We start from the raw sequence: 21,579 nt of genomic DNA on the forward strand, positions 1-21,579 counted from the left end.
CGCCCCGTCCGGGTGCGGTCCTCCTCCAGGTGTCTTCCCCTGAACACAAGGCGGTGATGCGATGACGGTCCGCCTCCTGACCAACATCGGCCGGCTCTGGACCGGAAACGACGTGTTCAGCAACGCGGCGATCCTCGTCCACAACGACCGGATCGCCTGGGTCGGCCGCGCCGCGGATCTTCCGCAGAGCGTGCCGGGGGTCGTCGACGACATCGTCGACGTCGACCATGTCGAGAACCTGGGCGGCGCGCTGGTCACTCCCGGCCTGATCGACGCGCACACCCATCCGGTCTACGCGGGAAACCGCTACGCCGAGATGGCGATGCGCTCCAGCGGGTCCACCCCGTCCGCGATCACCGCGGCGGGCGGCGGCATCGGCTCCACCGTGACGGTCACCCGCGGCACCGACCCCTGGACGCTCTGCAACGGCGTCCGCGAGCGGCTCCGCGACTGGCTGCTCAGCGGCACCACCACCATCGAGGCCAAGACCGGCTACCACCTCACCCGTGACGGCGAGCTGGCCGACGTGCGGCTCCTGCGCGAGCTGGAGAAAGAGCCGATGATGCCGCGGGTGCACGTGACCTTCATGGCCGCGCACGTCGTCCCGCCCGAGTATTTCGGCCGCCAGCGCGACTATGTCGAGGCCGTGGGCGCCTGGTGCGCCGACGCCGCCGCGGCGGGAGCCGACGGTGTCGACGTCTACTGCGACGAGGGCCACTTCACCGCGGAGGAGGCCCGCTGGGTCCTGGCCTCCGGACGCAACGTCGGCCTGCTGCCACGCCTGCACGCCGGCGCCTACACCCGGCGCGGCGCCGTCCAGCTCGCCGCCGAACTCGGCTGCGCCTCCGCCGACCTGCTCCACCACACCACCGACGAGGACATCGCGATACTGGCCCGCTACGGCGTCCCCGCCGTGGTCTGCCCCGGGACCGCCCTCCAGCGTGGCAGCCTGCCCCCGGTCCGCCGGATGCTCGCCCAGGGGGTCACGGTGGCGCTCGGCAGCGACCACAACCCGGGCCACTGCGGCATCACCTCGATGTCCCTGGTCATCAGCCTCGCCGTCGCGGCCTTCGGCATGAGCGTCGGCGACGCCCTCCGGGCCGCCACCCTCGGTGGTGCCACGGTCCTCGGCGCTCCCGATCGCGGCGTCCTCGCCCCCGGCCGCCTGGCCGACATCGTCCAGTGGGACGCCGACCACGAGGGCGCCTTCGCCTGGGCCTTCGGACTCAAGCCCCGCCGGGTCTGGCGCGGCGGCACCCCCGTCCAGTAGGTCTCCCCTTCCGGAGGCTTCGCCCTCGGAACCCTCGCCCGCCGGATCCTCCCCTCGAGCGGCCGTTCCCCTCACGCTCGCGGCTCCCCGCCGTTCACGAGGGCTCCTCGCCGTTCACCGGGGGAGTCGTTCACCAGGGGAGGAGCCGAGCCCGTCTCCTTCGTGTGATCTCCACCGCGTAACCTCTGGGCATGTCTCCACCGGTCGCCGTCGTCACGGACTCCACCGCCTACCTCCCTCCTGAGGAGGTCTCCCGCAGGGGAATCGTCGTGGTGCCGCTCCAGATGATCGTGGGAGGCAGACCGCTCGACGACATGCCGCGGATCGAGGGCGCGGGCATGGGCGACATGCTGCGGGAACGGGGTCAGGTGACGACCTCCATGCCCGCCCCGCGCCGTTTCACGGACGCCTACAACGAGGCGGCGGCCCGGGGCGCGACCGGCATCGTCTCCATCCACCTGTCAGCGGAGATGTCCGGCACGGTCGAGGCCGCCCGGGCGGGGGCCGAGCATTCCCCCGTCCCGGTCGACGTCGTCGACAGCAGGTCCATCGCCATGGGTCTCGGGTTCCCCGTCCTCGCCGCCGCGAGCGCCGCCGCTGCGGGCGCGACACGGGCCGAGGCGGCGGACGCCGCCCGCCGCCGCGCGGAGTCGGTGCGCAGCTTCTTCTACGTCGACACCCTGGAGTATCTCCGCAGGGGAGGCCGGATCGGCGCGGCGGAGACCCTCCTCGGCTCGGCACTGATGATCAAGCCGATTCTGCACATCTCCGACGGCGCGATCGTTCCCCTGGAGAAGGTCCGTACGGCGAGCCGTGCCATCGCCCGCCTCGAAGACCTCGCGGTCGAGGCCGCGGGTACGGGCCCGGTGGAGGTCGCCGTCCAGCACCTCGCCGCCCGGTCCCGCGCGGACGCCCTGGCCGCACGACTGCACCGGCGCATTCCCGCCCTCGCCAAGGTCATCGTCGTCGAGGTCGGCCCGGTGATCGGCGCGCACGTCGGTCCAGGCATGCTCGGCATCACCATCTCCGCGGGCGAGCCTCTGGTGTCCACCGATCCGTGAGGTCGGCCGATCCGTGTCGTCTTCGAACCCGTATGGTCTTCGGATCCATCTGATGACCCGCGCGCCGATCAGGCCGACCTGTGTCCCCGCCCTCCGCCGGTCGTCCCCTTATCCCCAGAACGAGATTCGGTGAAAGTGCGCCCGCCGCCGTCTCCGTAACGTCCTGCGGGTGCGGACCACAGGCCAGAACACCGAGCGGTTCCAAGCCGAGTCGCGACTGCGGATCCTGACCGGGAGCGGATCACCCGACCGGGTGCCCCCGCCGTGCCGTCCGGCCGGCACGCCGTGCCGGGGCAGGCATGCGCGGGCCGGCGGTCAGGGCGAGCCGGAGGACGCCGTCCACGACGGTCCCGCTGCGCGCATGCGTTCGGCGCCGATCCCTCCGTCCTTCGAGGCGCTTCGCAAGGTCGTGGCCACCGAGAAGGTCGCGCTCGGTCCTGACCGCCCGGGGCTGCGCCTCCTGCTGCTCGTCGCCCTGGTGGCCACCGTCGCGGGCGGCGTGTACGCCTGGCGGTCCCAGCCGGAGCCCGAGCCCTTGGCCCCGCCGATGCCGATCGCCGGGTCACCGCTGTCGGCGCCCGTCACCGTTTCGCGGCAGGCGTCCACGCCGGTCGCCGAGCTGACCGTTCACGTGACGGGTAAGGTCCGCCGGCCCGGGGTGGTCACGCTGCCCGGCGGTTCACGGGTCGCCGACGCGCTCCAGGAGGCCGGGGGCGTCCGTGGAGCGGCCGCCACGGGATCCCTCAACCTCGCGCGCAGGCTCGTCGACGGCGAGCAGATCGTCGTCGGCCTTTCCGGCACGGCCGCCGTCGCGGCGGCGCCCACTCCGGTGAATCCGGCAGATCCCGCCACCGCCGTCGTCGACCTCAACACCGCCACCCCCGAGCAGCTCGAGGAGCTACCGGGCGTGGGCGAGGTGCTCGCCCGGCGCATCGTCGAATACCGCGACGCGCACGGCGGCTTCCGCTCCGTCGAGCAGCTTCGCGACGTGAGCGGGATAGGTGACCGGAAGTACGCCGAGATGCGGGACAGAGCCCGTGTTTGACACCTCGGTCGCGAGGACGGTCGTGACGCGGTTCGCCACGGCCGGAGGCTCGGGTGGCTCCGCACACGCCGGCGGGTCCGAGGGGCCGGGAATCCTGGGCGGTTCAGGAAAGGGATGGCGTGCGCATGCCGCGCATCTGGTCCTGCCGGCGGCGGTCTCATGGATGACCGCACTCGTCCTGCTGGGCTGCTCAGCCGCGACCGGTGCGGTGACGGCCGGTCTCATGGCCACGGGTGCCCTGACCGTGGCCGTCCTGACCCGGGCACAGGGGGCGGCGACCCGGCGGAACGCGGCGATCGCGGTCCTGGGATGCGCCGCCGCGGTGGCGGGGTCGGTCGCCTTCCGGGTGCACGCGGTCGGTACGGGGCCGGTCGCCGAGCTCGCGGGCAGGAACGCCTCGGCGATGGCCGAGGTGGTGGTGACCGACGACCCCCGGGAGACGAACCGAAGGGGAGGGCCCTTCCCGCGGGAGAGTTTCGTGGTGCCCGCCCGGGTCGAGTCGGTCGGGACGGGAGCGGGCAGGGTGGCGCTGCGGGCTCCGGTGGTGCTGTTCGTCTCGGGCGCCGGATGGCGATCCCTGCTGCCCAGCCAGCGAGTGGAGGTCAGCGGGCGCTTCGGCCGGGCCGACCCCGGAGAGCTGCTCGCGGCGGTGGTGCTGGTCAGGGGAGCACCGCGAGTGCTGAGCGGGCCCTCCTGGGAGCAGCGCGCGGCCGGGGCACTCAGGTCGGGGTTGCGGGAGGCGGCCGACGTGTTGCCGCCGACGCAGCGCGGGCTGTTGCCCGGCCTGGTGGTCGGCGACGTGTCCCGGATGGACGAGCAGGTCAAAGCCGACTTCAAGGCGGCGGGCCTCAGCCATCTTCTCGCGGTCTCCGGCGCGAACCTCGCCGTCGTGGCGGGGGCGGCGGTCGCGCTGGCCAGGGTGGCCGGATTGCCTCTCGCGGCGCGGGCGGTGCTGGCGATGGCGGCCATGGTCGCCTTCGCGGTCGTCGCCCGGCCCTCGCCCAGCGTGCTCAGGGCCCTCCTGATGGGCGGGGTCGCCGCCCTCGCCCTCGGCACGGGCCGCTCGCGCGACGGTGTCGCGGCCCTGTCGGTGACCGTCCTGGGGCTGGTCTTCTTCGTCCCCGACCTCGCCCGCTCCTACGGCTTCGCCCTGTCGGTCTCGGCGACCGCGGGCATCCTGGTCCTCGCCCCGGGCTGGCGCGACCGGCTCTCGGCCCGTATGCCCCGATGGTTCGCCGAGGCGACCGCAGTGGCCGCCGCCGCCCAGGTCGCGGTCACCCCGGTCCTGGTTCTGATGTCGGGACAGCTCGCACCGGTGGCGATCCCGGCCAACCTGCTCGCGGGCCCGGCCGTGGCCCCCGCCACCCTGCTCGGTTTCGCGGTGGCGTTGGTCGCGCCCCTGCACATGGGGCTCGCCCAGTTGCTGGTCCGGCCGGCGGGACTGGCCACCGGATGGATCATCGAGGTGGCCGAGCACACCGCGGCGCTCCCGCTGGGCGTGATCCCGTGGCCGGGAGGCGTCACCGGGCTGCTCCTGCTGGCCGGTGCGGTGCCACTCGCCGTGCTGGTGCTGCGGCACCGGCGGCCACGCCTGATCGTCCTGGCGGCCCTCACCGGGCTGGTCCTCGCCGTGACGGTGGCCGCGCCGATCGTGGCACGCTGGCCGCCTCACGGATGGCTACTGGTGGCCTGCGACGTCGGCCAGGGAGACGCTCTGCTCGTCGCGGCGGGGCCGGGGCGGGCCGTGGTGGTGGACGCGGGGCCGGACCCGGTGCCGATGGACCGCTGCCTGCGCTCCATGGGAGTCGGGGAGGTGCCGCTGGTCGTTCTCACCCATCCGCACCTCGACCACGTGGGCGGTCTCGACGGTGTCTTTCGCGGGCGCGCCGTGGGAGCGGTGATGGTGACCCCGCACGGTGCCGGAGAGCGCGAGGGGGTGAGGCTGAGCGCCGATCTCGCCCGCCGCCACGTGGTCGAGTGGGCGGCGAGGCCCGGTGCGAGCTGGCGGTTCGGGCCCTCGGAGCTCACCGTCATCGGCCCGGTGGCCGAGGACTCCCCGCCCGGCGCGGGAGAAGGGGCGGCCGTCAACAACGCCAGCGTCGTGATGCACGTCCGCTGGGCCGCGGGGGCGGCTCTGCTCAGCGGAGACATCGAGACCGAGGCCCAGGCGGAGCTGCTCCGGCGTGGCCTGCCGCCCGCCGAGATCCTCAAGGTTCCCCACCACGGCTCGGGCAGGTACGACCCGGCCTTCCTCGCCGCCTCCGGTGCCCGCGCCGCTCTGATCAGCGTGGGGGCGGACAACGGCTACGGCCACCCCGCCCCGTCGACCCTGACCGCGCTGCACCGGCTCGGCATGCGCGCCTACCGGACGGACCTGTCGGGAGACCTCGCGGTGGTGGTCCGCGAGGGGGCTCTGGCGGTCGTCGCCAGGGGGCGCGCGGCCCCGTTGGCGGGCGGCTTGTGGCGCCCGGCCGGGATGGGCGGGGCCGGTGCGGGTCGAGTCCCGGTCCTGGCCGGGCGGTGCGGGTCAGGCCTCGGTTCCGGCGGGACGGTGCGGGCCGGACGGTGCGGGCCGGGTCCTGCTTCCGGCCGGACGGTTCCGGCCGGAGGGTGCGGGCCGGATCCTGGTTCTGGCCGGGGCGTGGGCCGGATCCCGGTTCCGCCCGGGGAGCGCGGGTCAGCTCCCGGTTCTGGCCGGGCGGCGGAACTCGGTGTCCACGTCGGCGGCGTAGACCGACCGGCTGCAGCGCGCGCAACGGTACATGATCGGACCCTCGTCGAGGGACGTTCCGCAGCGGGGGCAGGCGTGGCGGCGAATAGTGGAGTTTGTCATGGTTCTCACCTCCTGTGTTGTTCCCAGGGTGCCTCGCGGCACCTGCATTCCGATTGCGAACGACTTGCCGGCGGCTCACCCGGCACCGGGACATGGCATGCTGCTCGTCATGGCGGCAACCGATCCGGCACCCGTGATCCTGATACTCGGCGACGAGGAACTCCTGGCCGACCGCGCGGTGAGCGAGGTGACCTCGGCGGTCAAGGCCGCCGATCCGACCGCCGAGGTGCACGATCTGCCCGGCTCGAAGATGGAGCTCGGAGAGCTCACCCGCATGACGTCGCCCTCACTGTTCGGCGACAGGTCCGTGGTGGTCGTCCGCTCGGCCCAGGACCTCGGCAAGGACGTCATCGCCGAGGTCGTCTCCTACGCGGCCCACCCGGTGGACGAGACCGTGCTGGTCCTCGTCCATCCGGGAGGCGTCAAGGGGAAGGCCCTGGTCGACGGGGTCAAGAAGGCCGGAGCCCAGGTGGTCTCCGTCACCAAGGTGACCAAACCGGCCGAGCGCCTGGCGTTCGTCAAGGCGGAGCTGAAGCGGGCCGGACGCACCATCGGGGCCGACGCCGCCGCCGCGCTCCTCGACGCCGTGGGCAACGACCTGCGCGAGCTGGCCGCCGCGTGCAACCAGCTCGCCTTCGACACCCCCGGCAAGACGATCGACGAGGCCGCCGTCGCGCGCTACCACCGGGGCAGGGCCGAGGTCAGCGGGTTCACCGTGGCCGACTCGGCCGTCGAGGGACGGCTGGGCGACGCCCTGGAGCAGCTGCGCTGGGCGCTCTCGACCGGTACGGCGCCGGTCCTGCTGGTGAGCGCGCTCGCCGGAGGCCTGCGCTCGCTGGCCAAGGTGGGAGGCGCGCCCCGCAACCTCCGGGGCGGCCAGCTCGCCAGCCATCTCGGCATGCCGCCCTGGAAGATCGACCGGGTCCAGCGGCAGCTGAACGGCTGGGGCCCCGAGGGTCTCGCCCGCGCGATCCAGGCCGCCGCCACCGCCGACGCGCAGGTGAAGGGCGGCGGAGCCGACCCCGCGTACGCGCTGGAGCACATGGTCCAGACCGTGGTCGCCAGCCGCACGGGGCGTTAGGTGTTTCGGGGAGAGACGGCCTGAGCCACAGGGCGGGACATGGGGGGCACCGGGAAGAGGCGCCTGAAACGCAAGAACGCCGCATCCCCGAAGGGTGCGGCGTTCGCGAAACGTGGAGCTACTTGGCGACCGACAGGGCGGCGGCGCGCTGGGCGATCGCCGACTTGCGGTTGGCGGCCTGGTTCTTGTGAATCACGCCCTTGCTGGCAGCCTTGTCCAGCTGGCGGGAGGCGGCGCGCTGCAGCGCGGCGGCCTCTTCGACGTTACCCTGGTCGGCGGCCTCGCGGAACTTGCGGATGGCCGTCTTCAGGGAAGACTTGACAGCCTTGTTACGCAGCCGGGCCTTCTCGTTCTGCCGGTTGCGCTTGATCTGGGACTTGATGTTCGCCACGAAGAAGCCTCGGTGAATGTCGTTGGATGGGGCGCGCGGGCAGAGAGGGCGCGCCACACGCAGTTGACTAGGCTACCAACTGCCATGGTCGACACTCAAATCGACAGGCCAGGCAGAAGGATGCCTGATCAGTTTAGCGTGTGGTCGTGGTGGCTCGGACCGTAATCCTCACGGCTTGAACCAGAACTTCTCGTACTCCGCCCAGTCCTCCTTGGTGGCGGCGAAGTCGACGTAGAGCGCCAGGCCGAACCGTTCACGCGGTTTGCCGTACGAGGTCAACGCCAGCCGGGCGCCCCTGGCCGCCTTCTCGACGCTCTCGGCCGCGTCGGCCCAGGAGACGTCGTGGTCGTGATAGGCCGGGGCGCCGATCAGCACCGTCTTCTCCTCGGGGACGAGCTCCAGCGCCAGCGAGCTCTGCCGTACGACGTAGCCGCCGTAGACGGAGGGGAAGGGGAGGTAGGAGTCGTAGGTCATGATCGCCACCTGGTCGGTGAGCTTCGCCACCTGGCGGAAGTAGTCGGGTGACCAGTACTTGTCGTGGCCGATGGCGGCGCGCGCGGCCGGGCGGACGAGCGGGAACGGCTCGATCTGCGGGGTCGAGGTGGACAGCAGGCCGTCGCCCACGATCGCGCGGGTCCGGGTCAGCAGGTCGAGGAAGTCGGTGTCGCCGTCGCCGATCGGCTCGAAGTTGTAGTGGACGCCGTCGAAGCCGAGCGCCGTGATCGCGCGGGCGCCGTCCAGCACGCGCTGCCTGGAGGCCGCGTCGTCGAGGTCCAGGACGCCGTCGACCTTCTGGCCGAGCCAGGCCGACACCCTGACCTTGGGGAGTTCCTCGCGCCACCACTTCAGGAAGTCGGCCGCCTTCGGATATTTGGCGACAGGTAGTGTCCCGTCCGGGTCGAACGGGCCAGAATGGACGTACACGTCCTTGATCCCGGTCTTTCGCAGCCGGGCGGCGAGGGTGCGCACGTCGTCGGCCGTCTTGCGGCCATCGACCCACGCGTGGCCCAGCCACAGGGCGTCGTGGCCGGTCGTCTTCGCCCATGGGGCGGGTGTCCCGGTAAACTGCAGGGTGAGGGTGGCCACGGCCACCCCTGGAAGCGCGAGGAGCAGGGCCGCCACCATAGCGAGGAACCGCAGGCCGCGCCGTGCTCTGGTCCGGGCAATCACCCGGACATGTCACCATGGAAGACGGCTGGCATGCCAGCCGTATGATCGTCATCAATCTGTTGAAACGGACCCCGGTGCGCATTCAGCCTGGCCAGACCGACCCCGCTGTGCTCCGCAACTTCTGCATCATCGCGCATATCGACCATGGCAAGTCGACGCTCGCCGACCGCATGCTGCAGATCACCGGAGTGGTCGACGACCGTTCCATGCGCGCCCAGTATCTCGACCGGATGGACATCGAGCGCGAGCGCGGCATCACGATCAAGTCGCAGGCGGTCAGGCTGCCGTGGCAGGTCGGCGACACCGACTACGTCCTCAACATGATCGACACCCCCGGGCACGTCGACTTCACCTACGAGGTCTCCCGGTCGCTCCAGGCGTGTGAGGGCGCGATCCTGCTGGTCGACGCCGCGCAGGGCATCGAGGCGCAGACCCTGGCCAACCTCTACCTGGCCATGAACAACGACATGACGATCATCCCGGTGCTCAACAAGATCGACCTGCCGGCCGCCCAGCCGGAGAAGTACGCCGCGGAGATCGCCCACCTCATCGGCTGCGAGCCCGAGGACGTGCTGAGGGTCTCCGGCAAGACCGGCATCGGCGTCCGCGAGCTGCTGGACCACGTGGTGGCGAACGTCCCGGCCCCGGTCGGCGACGCCGACGCGCCCGCCCGCGCGCTGATCTTCGACTCGGTGTACGACACCTACCGCGGCGTGATCACGTACGTCCGGGTGATGGACGGTCACCTGGGCAAGCGCGAGCGCATCCTGATGATGTCCACCACCGCGGCCCACGAGACGCTGGAGATCGGCGTCATCTCGCCCGAGCCGAAGATCGCCGACAAGGGGCTCGGCGTCGGCGAGGTGGGCTACCTGATCACCGGCGTGAAGGACGTCCGCCAGTCGCGGGTCGGCGACACGGTGACCTCCGTGACGCGTCCGGCACTCAAGGCGCTCAGCGGCTACGAGCACCCCAAGCCCATGGTCTTCTCCGGCCTGTATCCGATCGACGGTGACGACTACCCCGACCTTCGCGAGGCCCTGGACAAGCTCCAGCTCAACGACGCGGCCCTGGACTACGAGCCGGAGACCTCCGCGGCCCTGGGCTTCGGATTCCGCTGCGGCTTCCTCGGCCTGCTCCACATGGAGATCGTCCGCGAGCGGCTGGAGCGTGAGTTCAACCTCTCGCTCATCTCCACCGCGCCCAACGTGGTCTACCGGGTGATCATGGAGGACGGCAAGGAGGTCGTCGTCACCAACCCCTCGGAGTTCCCCACCGGCAAGGTGGAGAAGGTCTTCGAGCCGATGGTCAAGACGACCGTGCTCGTCCCCTCGGAGTTCATCGGCGCCATCATGGAGCTCTGCCAGAACCGCCGGGGCAACCTGCAGGGCATGGACTACCTGTCCGAGGACCGCGTCGAGATCCGCTACACCATGCCGCTCGGCGAGATCATCTTCGACTTCTTCGACCAGCTCAAGTCCCGTACGCGCGGCTACGCCTCGCTGGACTACGAGCCCTCGGGCGAGCAGGAGTCGGACCTGGTGAAGGTCGACATCCTGCTCCAGGGCGAGGCCGTGGACGCCTTCAGCGCCATCGTCCACCGGGAGAAGTCGTACGCCTACGGGGTCGAGATGGCCAAGAAGCTGCGCGAGCTCATTCCCAGGCAGCAGTTCGAGGTGCCGATCCAGGCGGCCATCGGTGCCCGGGTCATCGCCCGGGAGAACATCCGCGCCATCCGCAAGGACGTCCTCGCCAAGTGCTACGGCGGCGACATCTCCCGCAAGCGCAAGCTGCTGGAGAAGCAGAAGGAGGGCAAGAAGCGGATGAAGATGGTCGGCCGCGTCGAGGTTCCCCAGGAGGCGTTCGTCGCCGCGCTGTCCACCGAGTCCTCCACGGACAAGGCCAAGAAGTAGGCACTCCCCCAGGCGCGCCCGGGTCCGCCCCGCGACCGGCCCGGCCCACCCCGCGCCGTCCCCGCACCGGCTCGGCCAGGGGTGAAGGGCGCCGGGGGAAGAACGTGCGGGCGAGGCCGCTGGTGACCCGGATCCTGCGGCCTCGCCCGGTATGAGGGGGTCGCTCAGCGCAGGACGCTGTAGAGCGCCGAGGTGAGCGACGCCTTGGTGTCGTCCTGGTCGATGGACCACATCATCGAGCCGCCGAGGTCCTTCAGACGGATGTAGGCCGCCTTCTGGAGCAGCGAGGCCGGGTCGTCGTAGGACCAGAACTCGTTGCCGTCGTAGAGCCACACGGACCCGGTCAGCAGGTCGCGGTAGCGCTTGCCCGGCTTGTTCACGAGGATCTTGTAGTCCTCGCTTCCCGCGGCGAAGGTGCCGGGAGCGGGGCCGGTGGCGGTGCCGTACAGGCCGTTCCTCCCGCCGGTGACGCCGGTCCAGCCCTGGCCGTACGCCGGTACGCCCACCACGATCTTCTTGGCGGGTGCGCCGCGCGTCAGGTAGTCGCGGACGGTCTGGTCCACGCTGTACTTCACCGGGTGGGGGTCGCGCCGGTCGTTGAACAGGTTGCCGTTGTGGCCGGTGACGGTCTCCCACGAGCCGTGCAGGTCATAGCCCTGAACGGTGGCGAAGGTGAGCTGCCTGAAGACGTCGCGGACCTCGAAGCCCGCGTCGATCTTCGCGGCGGCGGCGGGCAGGAAGGCGGTCAGCTCGGTGCGCCGGTCGAACTCGTTCATCTGGCGGCGGAGCTCGGTGACGAACAGGGTGAAGTTCCGCTTGTCCTCGGGACGGATGATGTTGCCGTCGGCCCCGGAGGAACCGGGCCACTCCCAGTCGAGGTCGATGCCGTCGAACACGCCCGCCCCGGTACCGGCGGCGGTGCCGGGCAGGTTGCCCTTGAGCCACAGGTCGATGCAGGAGGAGGCGAGCTTGGCACGGCCCTCGGGGGTCAGCACCGCGTCGGAGAAGTACTTCGAACCGGTCCAGCCGCCGAGGGAGATCAGCGCCTTGAGGCCGGGGTGCTTGGCCTTGAGCTTCTTCAGCTGGTTCAGGTTGCCGTTCAGCGCCTGGCCCTCGGTGTCGGCGACGCCGTCCACGCTCTGTTCGGCGGGCACCGGGCGCTGCCAGTCGGCCCACGGGTCGGGGGAGTAGCAGTCGCCCCCGGCGTTGACGAAGCCGAAGGCGTAGTTGATGTGGGTCAGCTTGGCGGCGGCGCCGCTGGTCTCCATGTCCTTGACGTGGTAGTTGCGACCGTAGACGCCCCACTGGATGAAGTAGGCGACCCGCTTGTAGCGGTCACCGTGCTCCCGGGGGGTCTGGGCCTGGGCCGCGGCCGGCACGGCCACGGCCGCGAGACCCGCGGCGAGGGCTGCCGCGAGCATTTTACGGAGGAGTCTCTGCACGGGCTTCTCCACTGCTTGAAATAAGTAACTTATAGGAAACTTTCCTTTAAGTTTTCCCGGATCGTAGACCTGCGGGATCTGGCCGTCAACGGCCAACGGCGTTTTGACCGGTGGACGGCGGGATGCTTCGGCTAACTTGGTAAGGCATGGAGCAGCAGGCGTTCTGCAACCGATGTGGCACCCCTGTGCGCGGGCTGTCGCGATGCCCCGGGTGCGGGGCGTCGACGGGGGGCCGGCCTCCGCTGGATCAGTCCTCGCCGGCCCGGTTTCCACCGGCTCAGCCCTCGCGGGACGTTCCCGCGGGCGGGGCCCGGGTCCCGCCGGAGGAGTGGCGGCAGGACCCCGCCGACTGGCAGCAGCATCTCCCCCCGGACCAGCGGCCCCGGCAACCCCCGGCGGGGGACCGGGCTCCGGCACCGCCGCCGGGCCGAGGCCGGGACCGGCCGCCCCGCGAGGATCGCAAGGTCTGGCCACTGGTCGCGACGGCCACGGTCCTCGCGATGTCGCTGGCCACCGCGGGGTCCTTCTGGCTCACCCCGCGAGGCGGCGAAACGTCCGTGGCGGGCGGCATCCGGACGGCGACGACCGGCGACCGGGCGGAGGCCGAGGCCGAGACACCCCCGGCGGGGCGCGCCCCCCAGGGGCCCCAGGACGCCGAGACCCAGGCCAGGGTCCTCGACGCCCTGCTCGCCGACAGCGGCGGCTCCAGATCGGGCCTCGGCTCGGCCCTCGACCAGCTGCGCTCCTGCGAGGGCACCGCCACCGGGCTCGCCACGCTCCAGCGGATCACCGCGGCCCGCCGCGAGCAGGTGATCCAGGTCGACGCGCTGGGCACCGGCGAGCTCGACGGCGGCGACGCGGTCAAGGCGCGCCTCACCAGGGCCCTGACCGCCTCGTTCAACGCCGACGAGGCGTTCCTCGCCTGGGCGACCCGCCAGGAGGCCGGGTGCAGCCGCGCCTGGAGCCGCGACGACGACTACCGGCGCGGTCTCGCCTTCTCCGGCGAGGCGACCACCGCCAAACGGGGCTTTCTGAAGCTGTGGAACCCCCTCGCCCGGCGGTACGGCCTGCCGGTGCGGGACGAGCACGAGATCTGACGCCCGGGAGTGCCGCTTCGGCGTCCCCGAGCACCGGATCCTCGGCGTACCGGGCATCGCGGAGGAGGCGGCAGACTTGGGGCGTGCCATCCACACTTCCCGACGGGGACCCCGCGCCCGCCTCGGGCGAGCTCCCGGAGAGCGCGCTCGCCGGGCTCGGCGAGCGCCCCTTCGGCTTCTACGTCCACGTCCCCTTCTGCGTGACCCGGTGTGGTTACTGCGACTTCAACACCTACACGGCGTCCGAGCTCGGTCCCGGCGCGTCGCAGAAGGACTACGCGGACACCGCCGTCGACGAGGTGCGACGGGCGCGGGCCAACCTCGGCGCCGCGCACCTCCCCGTCGAGACCGTGTTCTTCGGCGGGGGAACCCCCACCCTGCTCCCCGCCGGCGACCTTGTACGGATCCTGCGGGCGATCGAGGAGGAGTTCGGGCTCGCCCCCGGCGCCGAGGTGAGCACCGAGGCCAACCCCGAGTCGGTGGATCCCGCCTACCTGGCGGAGTTGCGCGCGGGCGGGTTCAACCGGATGAGCTTCGGGATGCAGAGCGCCCGCGAGCACGTGCTCCAGGTGCTGGACCGCCGCCACACCCCCGGCCGCCCCGCGCGGGCCGTACGGGAGGCGAGGGAGGCGGGGTTCGACCACGTCAACCTCGACCTGATCTACAGCACGCCCGGGGAGAGCGACGACGACTGGCGCGCGTCGCTGGCCGCGGCGATCGAGGCGGGCCCCGACCACGTCTCCGCGTACTCGCTGATCGTCGAGGACGGGACGAGGCTGGCCGCCAGGATCAGGCGCGGCGAGCTCCCGATGCCCGACGACGACGTGGCCGCCGACCGTTACCTGATCGCCGACGCCATGCTGGCCGAGGCGGGGTTCGAGTGGTACGAGGTGTCCAACTGGGCGACCTCGGAGGCCGGGCGCTGCCGGCACAACCTGCTGTACTGGACCGGCGGCGACTGGTGGGGCGTCGGCCCCGGGGCGCACAGCCACGTCGGCGGCACCCGCTGGTGGAACGTCAAGCACCCCGCCGCCTACGCCCAGCGCCTGGCCGCGGGCACCTCGCCCGCGCACGCGCGCGAGGTGCTGGGCCCTCAGGACCGGGCGGTGGAACGGCTGATGCTGGAGCTGCGGCTCGCCCGGGGCTTCCCGCTCCGGGAGCTGGAACGCCCCCCGGTGGTCGCCCGCGCGCTGGCCGACGGCCTGCTGGAGGTGGAGCCGTTCAAGGCGGGCCGCGCGGTGCTCACCCTGCGCGGCCGCCTGCTGGCCGACGCCCTGGTCCGCGACCTCACCTGAGGCTCCACCCCGGGCCCGGACAGGTCAGCTGACGAAGCGGATGTTCATCGGATAGCGGTACCTCTCTCCCCGGTTGGCCGCCACCGCGGCGACGATCGCCATGACGATCGACGCGACCCACAGGAAGAACATCAGCACGAAACCGATGAGCACGAACGCCAGGATCCAGGAGACGAAGTAGACGATCAGCACTGTGAGCTGGAAGTTGAGCGCCTCGGCGGCCTGGTCGCGCACGTAGGGCGACTCGTCCTTCTTCGCCAGATAGAGCACCAGCGGCCCGACGAAGGAGGTCAGCAGGCCCAGCAGGTGGGCGAGCATCGACATGGTGGCGTCGTCGCTGCCGGGCCGCGGTCCGTACGTGCCCGGCGGAGCCTGGTAGCCGTATCCCTGTGCCGCGCCGTACGCGCCGTACTGGGAGTATCCGGGCTGGTGGCCGCCCGTGGGGCCGCTCTGGTAACCGCCCGCGTCGTACGGTGAGGCGGGCGGCGGGTAGCCCCCGTACCTCGGGTCCGGCTGCCCGTATTCCTGACTCGGCTGCCCGTAGCCCTGGCCGGGTTGCCCGTACCCCTGACCGGGTTGCCCGTACCCCTGGTCAGGCACTCCGTAGCCCTGGCCGGGAGGCGGGGCACCCTGGCCCGGCCACGTGTGGCCGGGCGGGGGATCGCCGATGCGCCGCGTCCGGTCGTCGCCCGGCGGGTCCTCGGGGTTCTCGCTCATGTCCCCTCCTGATGGGTTGACGGCCCTGACGGGTCAGACGGGCTGGCCGTCCTCGCCGGGAACCGTCACGAAGTCGATCAGCTCCTCGACGGGGCCGAGGAGCTCGGGCTCTAGATCGGCATATGTCGTGACCGATCCGAGAATGTGGCGCCATGCGGCGCCGGGCTCCACGTTCCAGCCCAGCGCGGCGATGACGCCCTCCTTCCAGGGCACGCCGCGCGGCACCGAGGGCCAGGAGGGGATCTTGAGCACGTGCGGCCTGACCGCCTGCCAGACGTCCACGAACGGATGCCCGACGATCAGCACGTGCGGTGAGGAGACCTGCGCGGCGATCCGGCTCTCCTTGGAACCGGGGACCAGGTGGTCGACGAGCACGCCCAGCCGCCGCCCCGGCCCCGGGCCGAACTCCTCGACGATCGAGGGCAGGTGGTCGACCCCCTCCAGGTACTCCACGACCACGCCCTCGACCCGCAGGTCGTGCCCCCAGACCTTCTCCACGAGCGCGGCGTCGTGCACGCCCTCCACGTAGATCCGGCTCTCCTTGGCGACCTGGGCCCGCAGGCCCTCCACCGCGATGGAACCCGACGCGCTCCGCCGGGGACCGCGCGGTGCCGCGGCGGGCCGTACGAGCGTCACCACCTTGCCCTCCAGAAGGAACGCGGCCGGCTCCAGCGGGAACACCCGCCGGCGCCCGAAGCGGTCCTCCAGGGTGACGGCCTCCTTGTCGCAGGCCACCACGGCGCCGCAGAAGCCGCCGTCGGCGTCCTCGACGACCAGGTCGAGCTCCGCGGGCACCTGGGGGATCGTCCCCCTGCGCGGGCGCCGCCAGTCTCCCGCCAGAACGTCACGCTCGTACATCACCGACCGCCCACCCTCTCTCGCCGGGGATCAGGTGGGACGCTAGCAAACACCACCGTCACCTGCCGTAGGGTCCCGGCTGTCCCCACTGCCCCACCGGCACCGCGGCGGCCCGGCGCTTGCGGGCGTTGCCGCGCTTCACCAGTACGACGATCGTCACGACGATGGCGAGCAGGATCCCGACGCCGGGGATCACGAACAGGGCGACCACCCCGCCCACCAGCGATTCGGCGGCGAGCTCCTTGCCCACGCCGAACCTGGTGCCCTCGGCGGGATCGGCGGAGCACTGGACCTGGTAGTCACCCGCCTGGTCCACGCCGACCCGCAGGCCCATCTCCCAGGTGACCCCGTCGGACCCCGCGACGGTCTGCTGGAGGTCCGGCTTCTGCAGCCTGGGGGTGCCCGTGCCGCCCTTCAGCGTGCACTCGAACCGGGTGGGCCCGCCCGTGGCGACGTAGATCGCAGGCTTGTCCGCCGGGTCGATCGTGACCGTCTTGGCCTCGCCGGGAGCGAAGGTCTGCGTCGGGGCCGCGTCGGTGACCGCGCCGACGAGGCCGCCGGCGAAGCCGCCGATGCCGACGATGACGCTGACCAGGGCGAGCAGCCAGACCCCGACGATCCACCCGATGCCGGGCTTGATCTTCCCGGCGGGGGGCGGCGGTCCCTGCGGGGCGCCGTAACCGGGAGGCGCGTAACCGTACGAGGGAGGCTGCTGGCCGTACTGCTGCTGGCCATACGGCTGCTGGGGGCCGCCGTGACCGGGGCCGCGGGAGGCGTCACCCGGATAAGAACCGAAATCGTTGGACATGACCGAATTCTGATGGGTGCCGCTTGGATCGCGATAGCAGTTGACTTGACAACGGCTTGCCGTCATCATCCGCAGCTCTTGCTTATCGCGCCTTCCGCACCGGGGCCGTACACTTGGCACTCGGGAACACAGAGTGCCAAACCTCGTGTTTCCCTCTGAACGCAGGCAGGGAGGTGACCACGTTGGTCGACGACCGCAAGCTCGCCGTGCTCCGCGCCATCGTCGAGGACTACGTGTCCACCAACGAGCCGGTGGGTTCGAAAGCCCTCGCGGACCGGCACAACCTGGGGGTGTCCCCGGCGACGATCCGCAACGACATGGCGGTGCTGGAGGAGCAGGGCTACATCGCCCAGCCCCACACCAGCGCCGGCCGGGTGCCCACCGACAAGGGCTACCGGCTCTTCGTCGACCGCCTCTCGCAGGTGAAACCCCTGTCGAGCGCGGAACGCAAGGCCATCGAGAGCTTCCTCGCGGGCGCGGTGGACATCGACGACGTCGTCATGAGGACGGTGCGGCTGCTGGCCCAGCTCACCCGGCAGGTCGCCGTGGTGCAGTACCCGACGCTGACCCACTCGACGGTCAGGCACGTCGAGCTGGTGCCGCTGAGCGAGCGCCGGCTGATGTTCGTGCTCATCACCAACACCGGCAGGGTCGAGCAGCGCGTGATCGAGCTGCCCCACGTCGTCGACGAGCAGCGCGTGGCCCATCTGCGCGCGATGCTCAACGCCTCCCTCGACGGGTGCGGGCTCACCAGCGTCCCCGACAAGGTCGCCGACCTGCCGGAGCGGCTGCCCGCGGAAGACCGGCCGCTCGCTGCCACTATCCTGTCAGTGCTGCTGGAGTCCCTGGTGGACCGGCACGATGAGAAGATCGTTTTTGCCGGAGCCGCCAACCTCGCGGGAGCCGACTTCACCGTCGGGCTCCGCGACGTGCTGGAGGCTCTGGAAGAGCAGGTCGTGCTCATGCGACTGCTCGGTGAGACCTCCGACCTTTCGGCGCTGACCGTGCGGATCGGCTCGGAGAACCCCTACACCGGACTCCAGGGCACGTCCATCGTCGCCGCCGGATACGGTTCTGGGGACAAGCAACTGGCCCGGCTCGGTGTGCTGGGCCCGACGCGAATGGACTACCCGGTCACGATGGGCGCGGTGCGCGCGGTGGCACGCTACGTCAGCCAGATCCTGGCTGCATCATAAGAGGTCAACGAAAAGTGGCTAAGAGCGACTACTACGGCACCCTCGGGGTGCGCCGCGACGCCAGTGCGGAAGAGATCAAGAAGGCGTACCGACGCCTGGCGCGCGAGCTGCATCCCGACGTCAACCCCGACCCCGAGACCCAGGAACGCTTCAAGGAGATCACGCAGGCCTACGAGGTCCTGTCCGACTCCAGCAAGCGGCAGATGTACGACATGGGCGGCGACCCGTTCGCCTCGGGCGGCGGCGCGGGGGCCGGGGGCTTCGGCGCAGGCTTCCCGTTCAGCGACATCATGGACGCCTTCTTCGGCGCGGCCGGTGGCGGCGGCCGGGGTCCCCGCTCCCGTGCCCGACGCGGGCGCAACGCCACCATCCGGGTCGAGCTCGACCTGCGCGAGTCGGGCTTCGGCACGACCCGCGAGCTGGTCGTCGACACCGCCGTGGTCTGCGAGGTCTGCACGGGCTCCGGCGCGGCCGCCGGCACCCACCCCGACACCTGTGACATGTGTCACGGCCGGGGTGAGGTCTCCCAGGTCACCCGGTCCTTCCTCGGCCAGGTCATGACCTCCCGCCCCTGCCCCCAGTGCGGCGGCTTCGGGTCGATCATCCGCAACCCCTGCCAGGAGTGCTCCGGCGACGGCCGGGTCCGCACCCGGCGGACCATCAAGGTCCGCATCCCGGCCGGGGTCGAGGACGGCACCCACATCCAGCTCGCCGGCGAGGGCGAGATCGGCCCGGGGGGAGGCCCGCCCGGCGACCTGTTCCTGGAGATCGTCGAGCGTCCCCACGAGATCTTCGAGAGGCGCGGCGACGACCTGCACTGCACCGTGCAGATCCCGATGACCGCGGCCGCGCTCGGCACCATCCTGACCATGGAGACGCTCGACGGCGCCGAGGACCTCGACATCCGTCCCGGCACGCAGTCGGGGCAGACGATCCCGCTCTACGGGCGGGGCGTGCAGCGCCTGAACGAGACGGGCCGCGGCGACCTGCTGATCCACGTGAACGTGGAGACCCCCTCCCGCCTCGACGCCGAGCAGGAGGAGCTGCTGAAGGAGCTCGCCAGGCTCCGCGGCGAGGAGCGCCCGCCGGGCAAGTTCGCCCCCGGGCAGCAGAGCTTCTTCTCCCGCCTGCGGGACGCCTTCAATGGCCGCTGACCCGGCCCGAGCCCGGTCACCTCGCGGCCTGGCCCGACCGCGGCCGGGGCGTCCCGCCCAGGCCGTCCCGGGGGTGTGTCACCCGGGCCGGGCCGGCTCCGACGGCCCATGACCGTCCCGGTCTTCCTGGCCGACCCCGCCGACCTGGCCAGGCCGGCGTTCGTCTTCGGCGGTCCCGAGGGGCGCCACGCGGCGGCCGTACGGCGGCTGCGGGCGGGGGAGCGGCTCGACCTGACCGACGGGGCGGGTTCCGTCGCCGAGTGCGTGGTGACCGAGGCGGGCAGGGACTCGCTCCGGGTCGAGGTGCTGCGCCGCCACGACGTGCCCGTGCCGTCACCGCGCCTGGTCGTGGTCCAGGGCCTGCCCAAGGGCGACCGGGGCGAGCTGGCCGTGGAGATGATGACCGAGGCGGGGGTCGACGTGATCGTCCCCTGGGCCGCGGCCAGGTGCGTCACCCAGTGGAAGGGCGAGCGGGCGGCCAAGGCGCTGGCCCGCTGGCGGTCCACGGCACGCGAGGCGGGCAAGCAGTCGCGCCGTTTCCACCTGCCGGAGGTGACGGAGCTCGCGTCCACCGCGAAGGTCGCCGGCCTGCTGTCGGCGGCGGCGCTGGGCGTGGTGCTGCACGAGGAGGCCGCCGCCCCGCTGTCCGGCCTGCCCCTTCCCGCCGGTGGTGACATCGTCGTGGTGGTCGGCCCCGAGGGCGGGGTCTCGGGCGAGGAGATCGCCGCGTTCCTTGAGGCCAAGGCGGTGCCGGCGCTGCTCGGGCCGACGGTGCTGCGTACCTCGACCGCCGGGGTCGTCGCGGCGGCGGTGCTCCAGACGCGCAGCGGCCGCTGGTGACATCCCGCCGGTGCGCGGCGGGTCACCCCTCGGCGGTCGCCGGTCCCGGCGAATCCGTGTCGTGAGGCCCCGGGAAGCGTGAGGCCACCGGGGAGTGTCCGTGAGGCCCCCGGAGACCCGCCCCCGCGAGTGGGTGACGAGGAGAGGACCGGTCAGGGCTCGCCGTGACCGGTCACCGCGCTAACTCTGGGTGGGGACGGGAGCCGGGGTGCTCGCCTCCGTCGGCATGGGGGGCGAGGCGTCGCCCGACGGCGCGCACTCGTCGGGCGAGCACGGGCTCTCCGAGGGAGCCGGCCTCGTCTTCGTCGGCGTCGGTGTCGCCTCGATCTCCTCGCACCTCCTGAAGACCCCGCTGGGCTCGACGGTGGGGCTGTCGAGGGGGATGGGGCAGGTGGGGGTCGGCGTCGGCGTCGGCCGGGGAGCCGTCGTCGCCGGGTCGGGCCTGGAGGTCGGCCGCGTGCTGGGCGCCGCGCTCCTGGACGGTGCGGGCCTCGGCGAGAGCATGGTGGCGCCGGGATCCGACCTGCTGGCGGCCGGAAGCGGGGCGTGGACGGACGGCGGCTGCGAGGAGGGCGCCGGGGGACGCGAGGTGGCGGACCCGTCGACGGGAGGGGTCGACGCGGTGAAGTTGACCCATTCGGTTCTCACCTGGCGGCCCACCTCTTCGCGGAACTGGGGAACCACCATGACGACGGCCGCCGCGACGAGGATCGCGCTGGCGACGGAGGCTCCGGCGCGCCACCACACCAGCCGGCGGATCCCGCGCCGCTCGATGCGGCCGCGGATCACCTCCAGCCCGTCCGGGGAGGGAACGACCGAGTTCGCCTCCGCGCTGAGCGCGCGGCGAAGCAGCTCGCCGTACTCATCCGGGGAGTCGGTCATGACAGTTGCTCCAGTGAGGTTCGTAGGGCGGCCATGCCGCGAGCCGTATGGCTCTTGACCGCGCCTTTGCTGATGCCCATCGCATGGGCGATCTGCGCCTCGGACAGGTCTCCGTAGTAGCGCAGCACCAGGGCCTCCCGCTGGCGTGCGGGCAGCCCGCGGAGCGCCTCGATGACGGCGGAACGCTCGAACTCGCCGATCGCCCCGTTCTCGGCGCTCGGCGCGTCGGGCATGCCCTTGGGCGCGTACTTCTCGACGACCGCCCGATGCCGAAGCACCGAACGTGATCGGTTGACGACCGACTGTCGCAGGTAGGCCAGTGCCTTGTCGGTGTCGCGCAGTCGGCGCCAGGCGCCATGGATGGCGACGAACGCGTCCTGCACGACCTCCTCCGCGGTTGCCATGTCGCGGACGAGTAAGACGGCGAGACGGACAAGAGACCGATAGTGCGCGCTGTAGAGCGCGGTAACGGCCATGTCGGCATCCCATCCGACGGGCACCGCCCCGAGCGACCTGTCGGCCACGA

General features: G+C 71.9%; 19 protein-coding genes and 1 pseudogene. 11 read left to right on the forward strand and 9 right to left on the reverse strand.

Translation table 11 applies throughout. From position 1 onward, the window contains the following. Positions 1 to 61 precede the first annotated feature (61 nt). The 4 genes and pseudogenes from hutI to ACVCAG_RS08320 form a co-directional block, all read left to right on the forward strand. Positions 62 to 1,270 carry an imidazolonepropionase gene (hutI, locus tag ACVCAG_RS08305; RefSeq protein WP_350974555.1) on the forward strand — a complete coding sequence of 403 codons (1,209 nt, stop codon included), beginning with the start codon at positions 62 to 64 and terminating at the stop codon, positions 1,268 to 1,270. 191 nt (positions 1,271 to 1,461) lie between these two features. Then, complete coding sequence (locus tag ACVCAG_RS08310) at positions 1,462 to 2,331, forward strand: DegV family protein (protein WP_440083109.1); 870 nt, start codon at positions 1,462 to 1,464, stop codon at positions 2,329 to 2,331. A 169-nt stretch (positions 2,332 to 2,500) separates the two neighbouring features. Continuing rightward, on the forward strand, positions 2,501 to 3,376 hold the full coding sequence (locus ACVCAG_RS08315) for a helix-hairpin-helix domain-containing protein (protein WP_440083110.1): 876 nt from the start codon (positions 2,501 to 2,503) through the stop codon (positions 3,374 to 3,376). Positions 3,377 to 4,184: 808 nt separating this feature from the next. Then, positions 4,185 to 5,546, forward strand: a pseudogene (locus ACVCAG_RS08320) (ComEC/Rec2 family competence protein); the annotation flags it as partial. A 507-nt stretch (positions 5,547 to 6,053) separates the two neighbouring features. Here the strand turns inward: ACVCAG_RS08320 and ACVCAG_RS08325 are convergent. Beyond that, positions 6,054 to 6,209: a hypothetical protein gene (locus ACVCAG_RS08325; RefSeq protein ID WP_440083111.1), complete on the reverse strand. Its 156-nt coding sequence runs from the start codon at positions 6,207 to 6,209 to the stop codon at positions 6,054 to 6,056. A gap of 109 nt (positions 6,210 to 6,318) precedes the next feature. Here ACVCAG_RS08325 and holA point away from each other — a divergent pair, with 109 nt between their 5' ends. Then, entirely contained in the window at positions 6,319 to 7,290 is a 972-nt protein-coding gene (holA, locus tag ACVCAG_RS08330; protein WP_440083112.1) for a DNA polymerase III subunit delta, read from the forward strand. A 118-nt stretch (positions 7,291 to 7,408) separates the two neighbouring features. On the opposite strand, the gene rpsT is transcribed toward holA, so the two are convergent. Together rpsT and ACVCAG_RS08340 are read right to left on the reverse strand one after the other, a co-directional pair. Continuing rightward, complete coding sequence (gene rpsT / locus ACVCAG_RS08335) at positions 7,409 to 7,681, reverse strand: 30S ribosomal protein S20 (protein ID WP_440070123.1); 273 nt, start codon at positions 7,679 to 7,681, stop codon at positions 7,409 to 7,411. Positions 7,682 to 7,849: 168 nt separating this feature from the next. Next, the gene (locus tag ACVCAG_RS08340) at positions 7,850 to 8,851 is read right to left on the reverse strand and encodes a hypothetical protein (RefSeq protein ID WP_440083113.1); all 1,002 of its coding nucleotides are present in this window, start codon (positions 8,849 to 8,851) and stop codon (positions 7,850 to 7,852) included. Between the two features lie 41 nt (positions 8,852 to 8,892). Here ACVCAG_RS08340 and lepA point away from each other — a divergent pair, with 41 nt between their 5' ends. Next, entirely contained in the window at positions 8,893 to 10,764 is a 1,872-nt protein-coding gene (lepA, locus tag ACVCAG_RS08345; protein ID WP_440083114.1) for a translation elongation factor 4, read from the forward strand. 164 nt (positions 10,765 to 10,928) lie between these two features. Here lepA and ACVCAG_RS08350 read toward each other — a convergent pair whose 3' ends face one another. Beyond that, positions 10,929 to 12,206 (reverse strand): glycosyl hydrolase family 18 protein, encoded by a 1,278-nt coding sequence (locus ACVCAG_RS08350; RefSeq protein WP_440083115.1) that lies wholly within the window; start codon positions 12,204 to 12,206, stop codon positions 10,929 to 10,931. 500 nt (positions 12,207 to 12,706) lie between these two features. Between ACVCAG_RS08350 and ACVCAG_RS08355 the strand changes: the two genes are divergently transcribed. Further along, positions 12,707 to 13,303, forward strand: a complete 597-nt coding sequence (locus tag ACVCAG_RS08355; protein WP_440083116.1) for a hypothetical protein — start codon at positions 12,707 to 12,709, stop codon at positions 13,301 to 13,303. 83 nt (positions 13,304 to 13,386) lie between these two features. After that, positions 13,387 to 14,598: a radical SAM family heme chaperone HemW gene (gene hemW / locus ACVCAG_RS08360; RefSeq protein ID WP_440083117.1), complete on the forward strand. Its 1,212-nt coding sequence runs from the start codon at positions 13,387 to 13,389 to the stop codon at positions 14,596 to 14,598. 24 nt (positions 14,599 to 14,622) lie between these two features. Here hemW and ACVCAG_RS08365 read toward each other — a convergent pair whose 3' ends face one another. The 3 genes from ACVCAG_RS08365 to ACVCAG_RS08375 are packed head-to-tail and all read right to left on the reverse strand — an operon-like array spanning position 14,623 to position 16,981. Continuing rightward, on the reverse strand, positions 14,623 to 15,315 hold the full coding sequence (locus ACVCAG_RS08365; protein WP_440083118.1) for a DUF4870 domain-containing protein: 693 nt from the start codon (positions 15,313 to 15,315) through the stop codon (positions 14,623 to 14,625). A gap of 33 nt (positions 15,316 to 15,348) precedes the next feature. Beyond that, positions 15,349 to 16,173, reverse strand: a complete 825-nt coding sequence (locus ACVCAG_RS08370; RefSeq protein ID WP_440083119.1) for a DUF3097 domain-containing protein — start codon at positions 16,171 to 16,173, stop codon at positions 15,349 to 15,351. 58 nt (positions 16,174 to 16,231) lie between these two features. Further along, complete coding sequence (locus tag ACVCAG_RS08375; protein ID WP_440083120.1) at positions 16,232 to 16,981, reverse strand: hypothetical protein; 750 nt, start codon at positions 16,979 to 16,981, stop codon at positions 16,232 to 16,234. A gap of 182 nt (positions 16,982 to 17,163) precedes the next feature. Here ACVCAG_RS08375 and hrcA point away from each other — a divergent pair, with 182 nt between their 5' ends. The 3 genes from hrcA to ACVCAG_RS08390 all read left to right on the forward strand — a co-directional run bounded on the left by hrcA (position 17,164) and on the right by ACVCAG_RS08390 (position 20,171). Further along, on the forward strand, positions 17,164 to 18,177 hold the full coding sequence (gene hrcA, locus ACVCAG_RS08380) for a heat-inducible transcriptional repressor HrcA (protein WP_440083180.1): 1,014 nt from the start codon (positions 17,164 to 17,166) through the stop codon (positions 18,175 to 18,177). Between the two features lie 14 nt (positions 18,178 to 18,191). Next, entirely contained in the window at positions 18,192 to 19,331 is a 1,140-nt protein-coding gene (dnaJ, locus tag ACVCAG_RS08385; RefSeq protein WP_440083121.1) for a molecular chaperone DnaJ, read from the forward strand. Between the two features lie 108 nt (positions 19,332 to 19,439). Next, positions 19,440 to 20,171, forward strand: a complete 732-nt coding sequence (locus ACVCAG_RS08390) for a 16S rRNA (uracil(1498)-N(3))-methyltransferase (RefSeq protein WP_440083122.1) — start codon at positions 19,440 to 19,442, stop codon at positions 20,169 to 20,171. A 180-nt stretch (positions 20,172 to 20,351) separates the two neighbouring features. On the opposite strand, the gene ACVCAG_RS08395 is transcribed toward ACVCAG_RS08390, so the two are convergent. After that, a complete protein-coding gene (locus ACVCAG_RS08395) occupies positions 20,352 to 21,053 on the reverse strand; it encodes a hypothetical protein (protein ID WP_440083123.1) in 702 nt (233 codons plus the stop codon). Further along, positions 21,050 to 21,529, reverse strand: a complete 480-nt coding sequence (locus ACVCAG_RS08400) for a SigE family RNA polymerase sigma factor (protein WP_043655278.1) — start codon at positions 21,527 to 21,529, stop codon at positions 21,050 to 21,052. Before ACVCAG_RS08400 ends, ACVCAG_RS08395 begins: the two co-directional genes overlap by 4 nt. Positions 21,530 to 21,579: the final 50 nt, after the last annotated feature.

The sequence above is a fragment of the Streptosporangium sp. G12 genome (genome assembly GCF_052983175.1).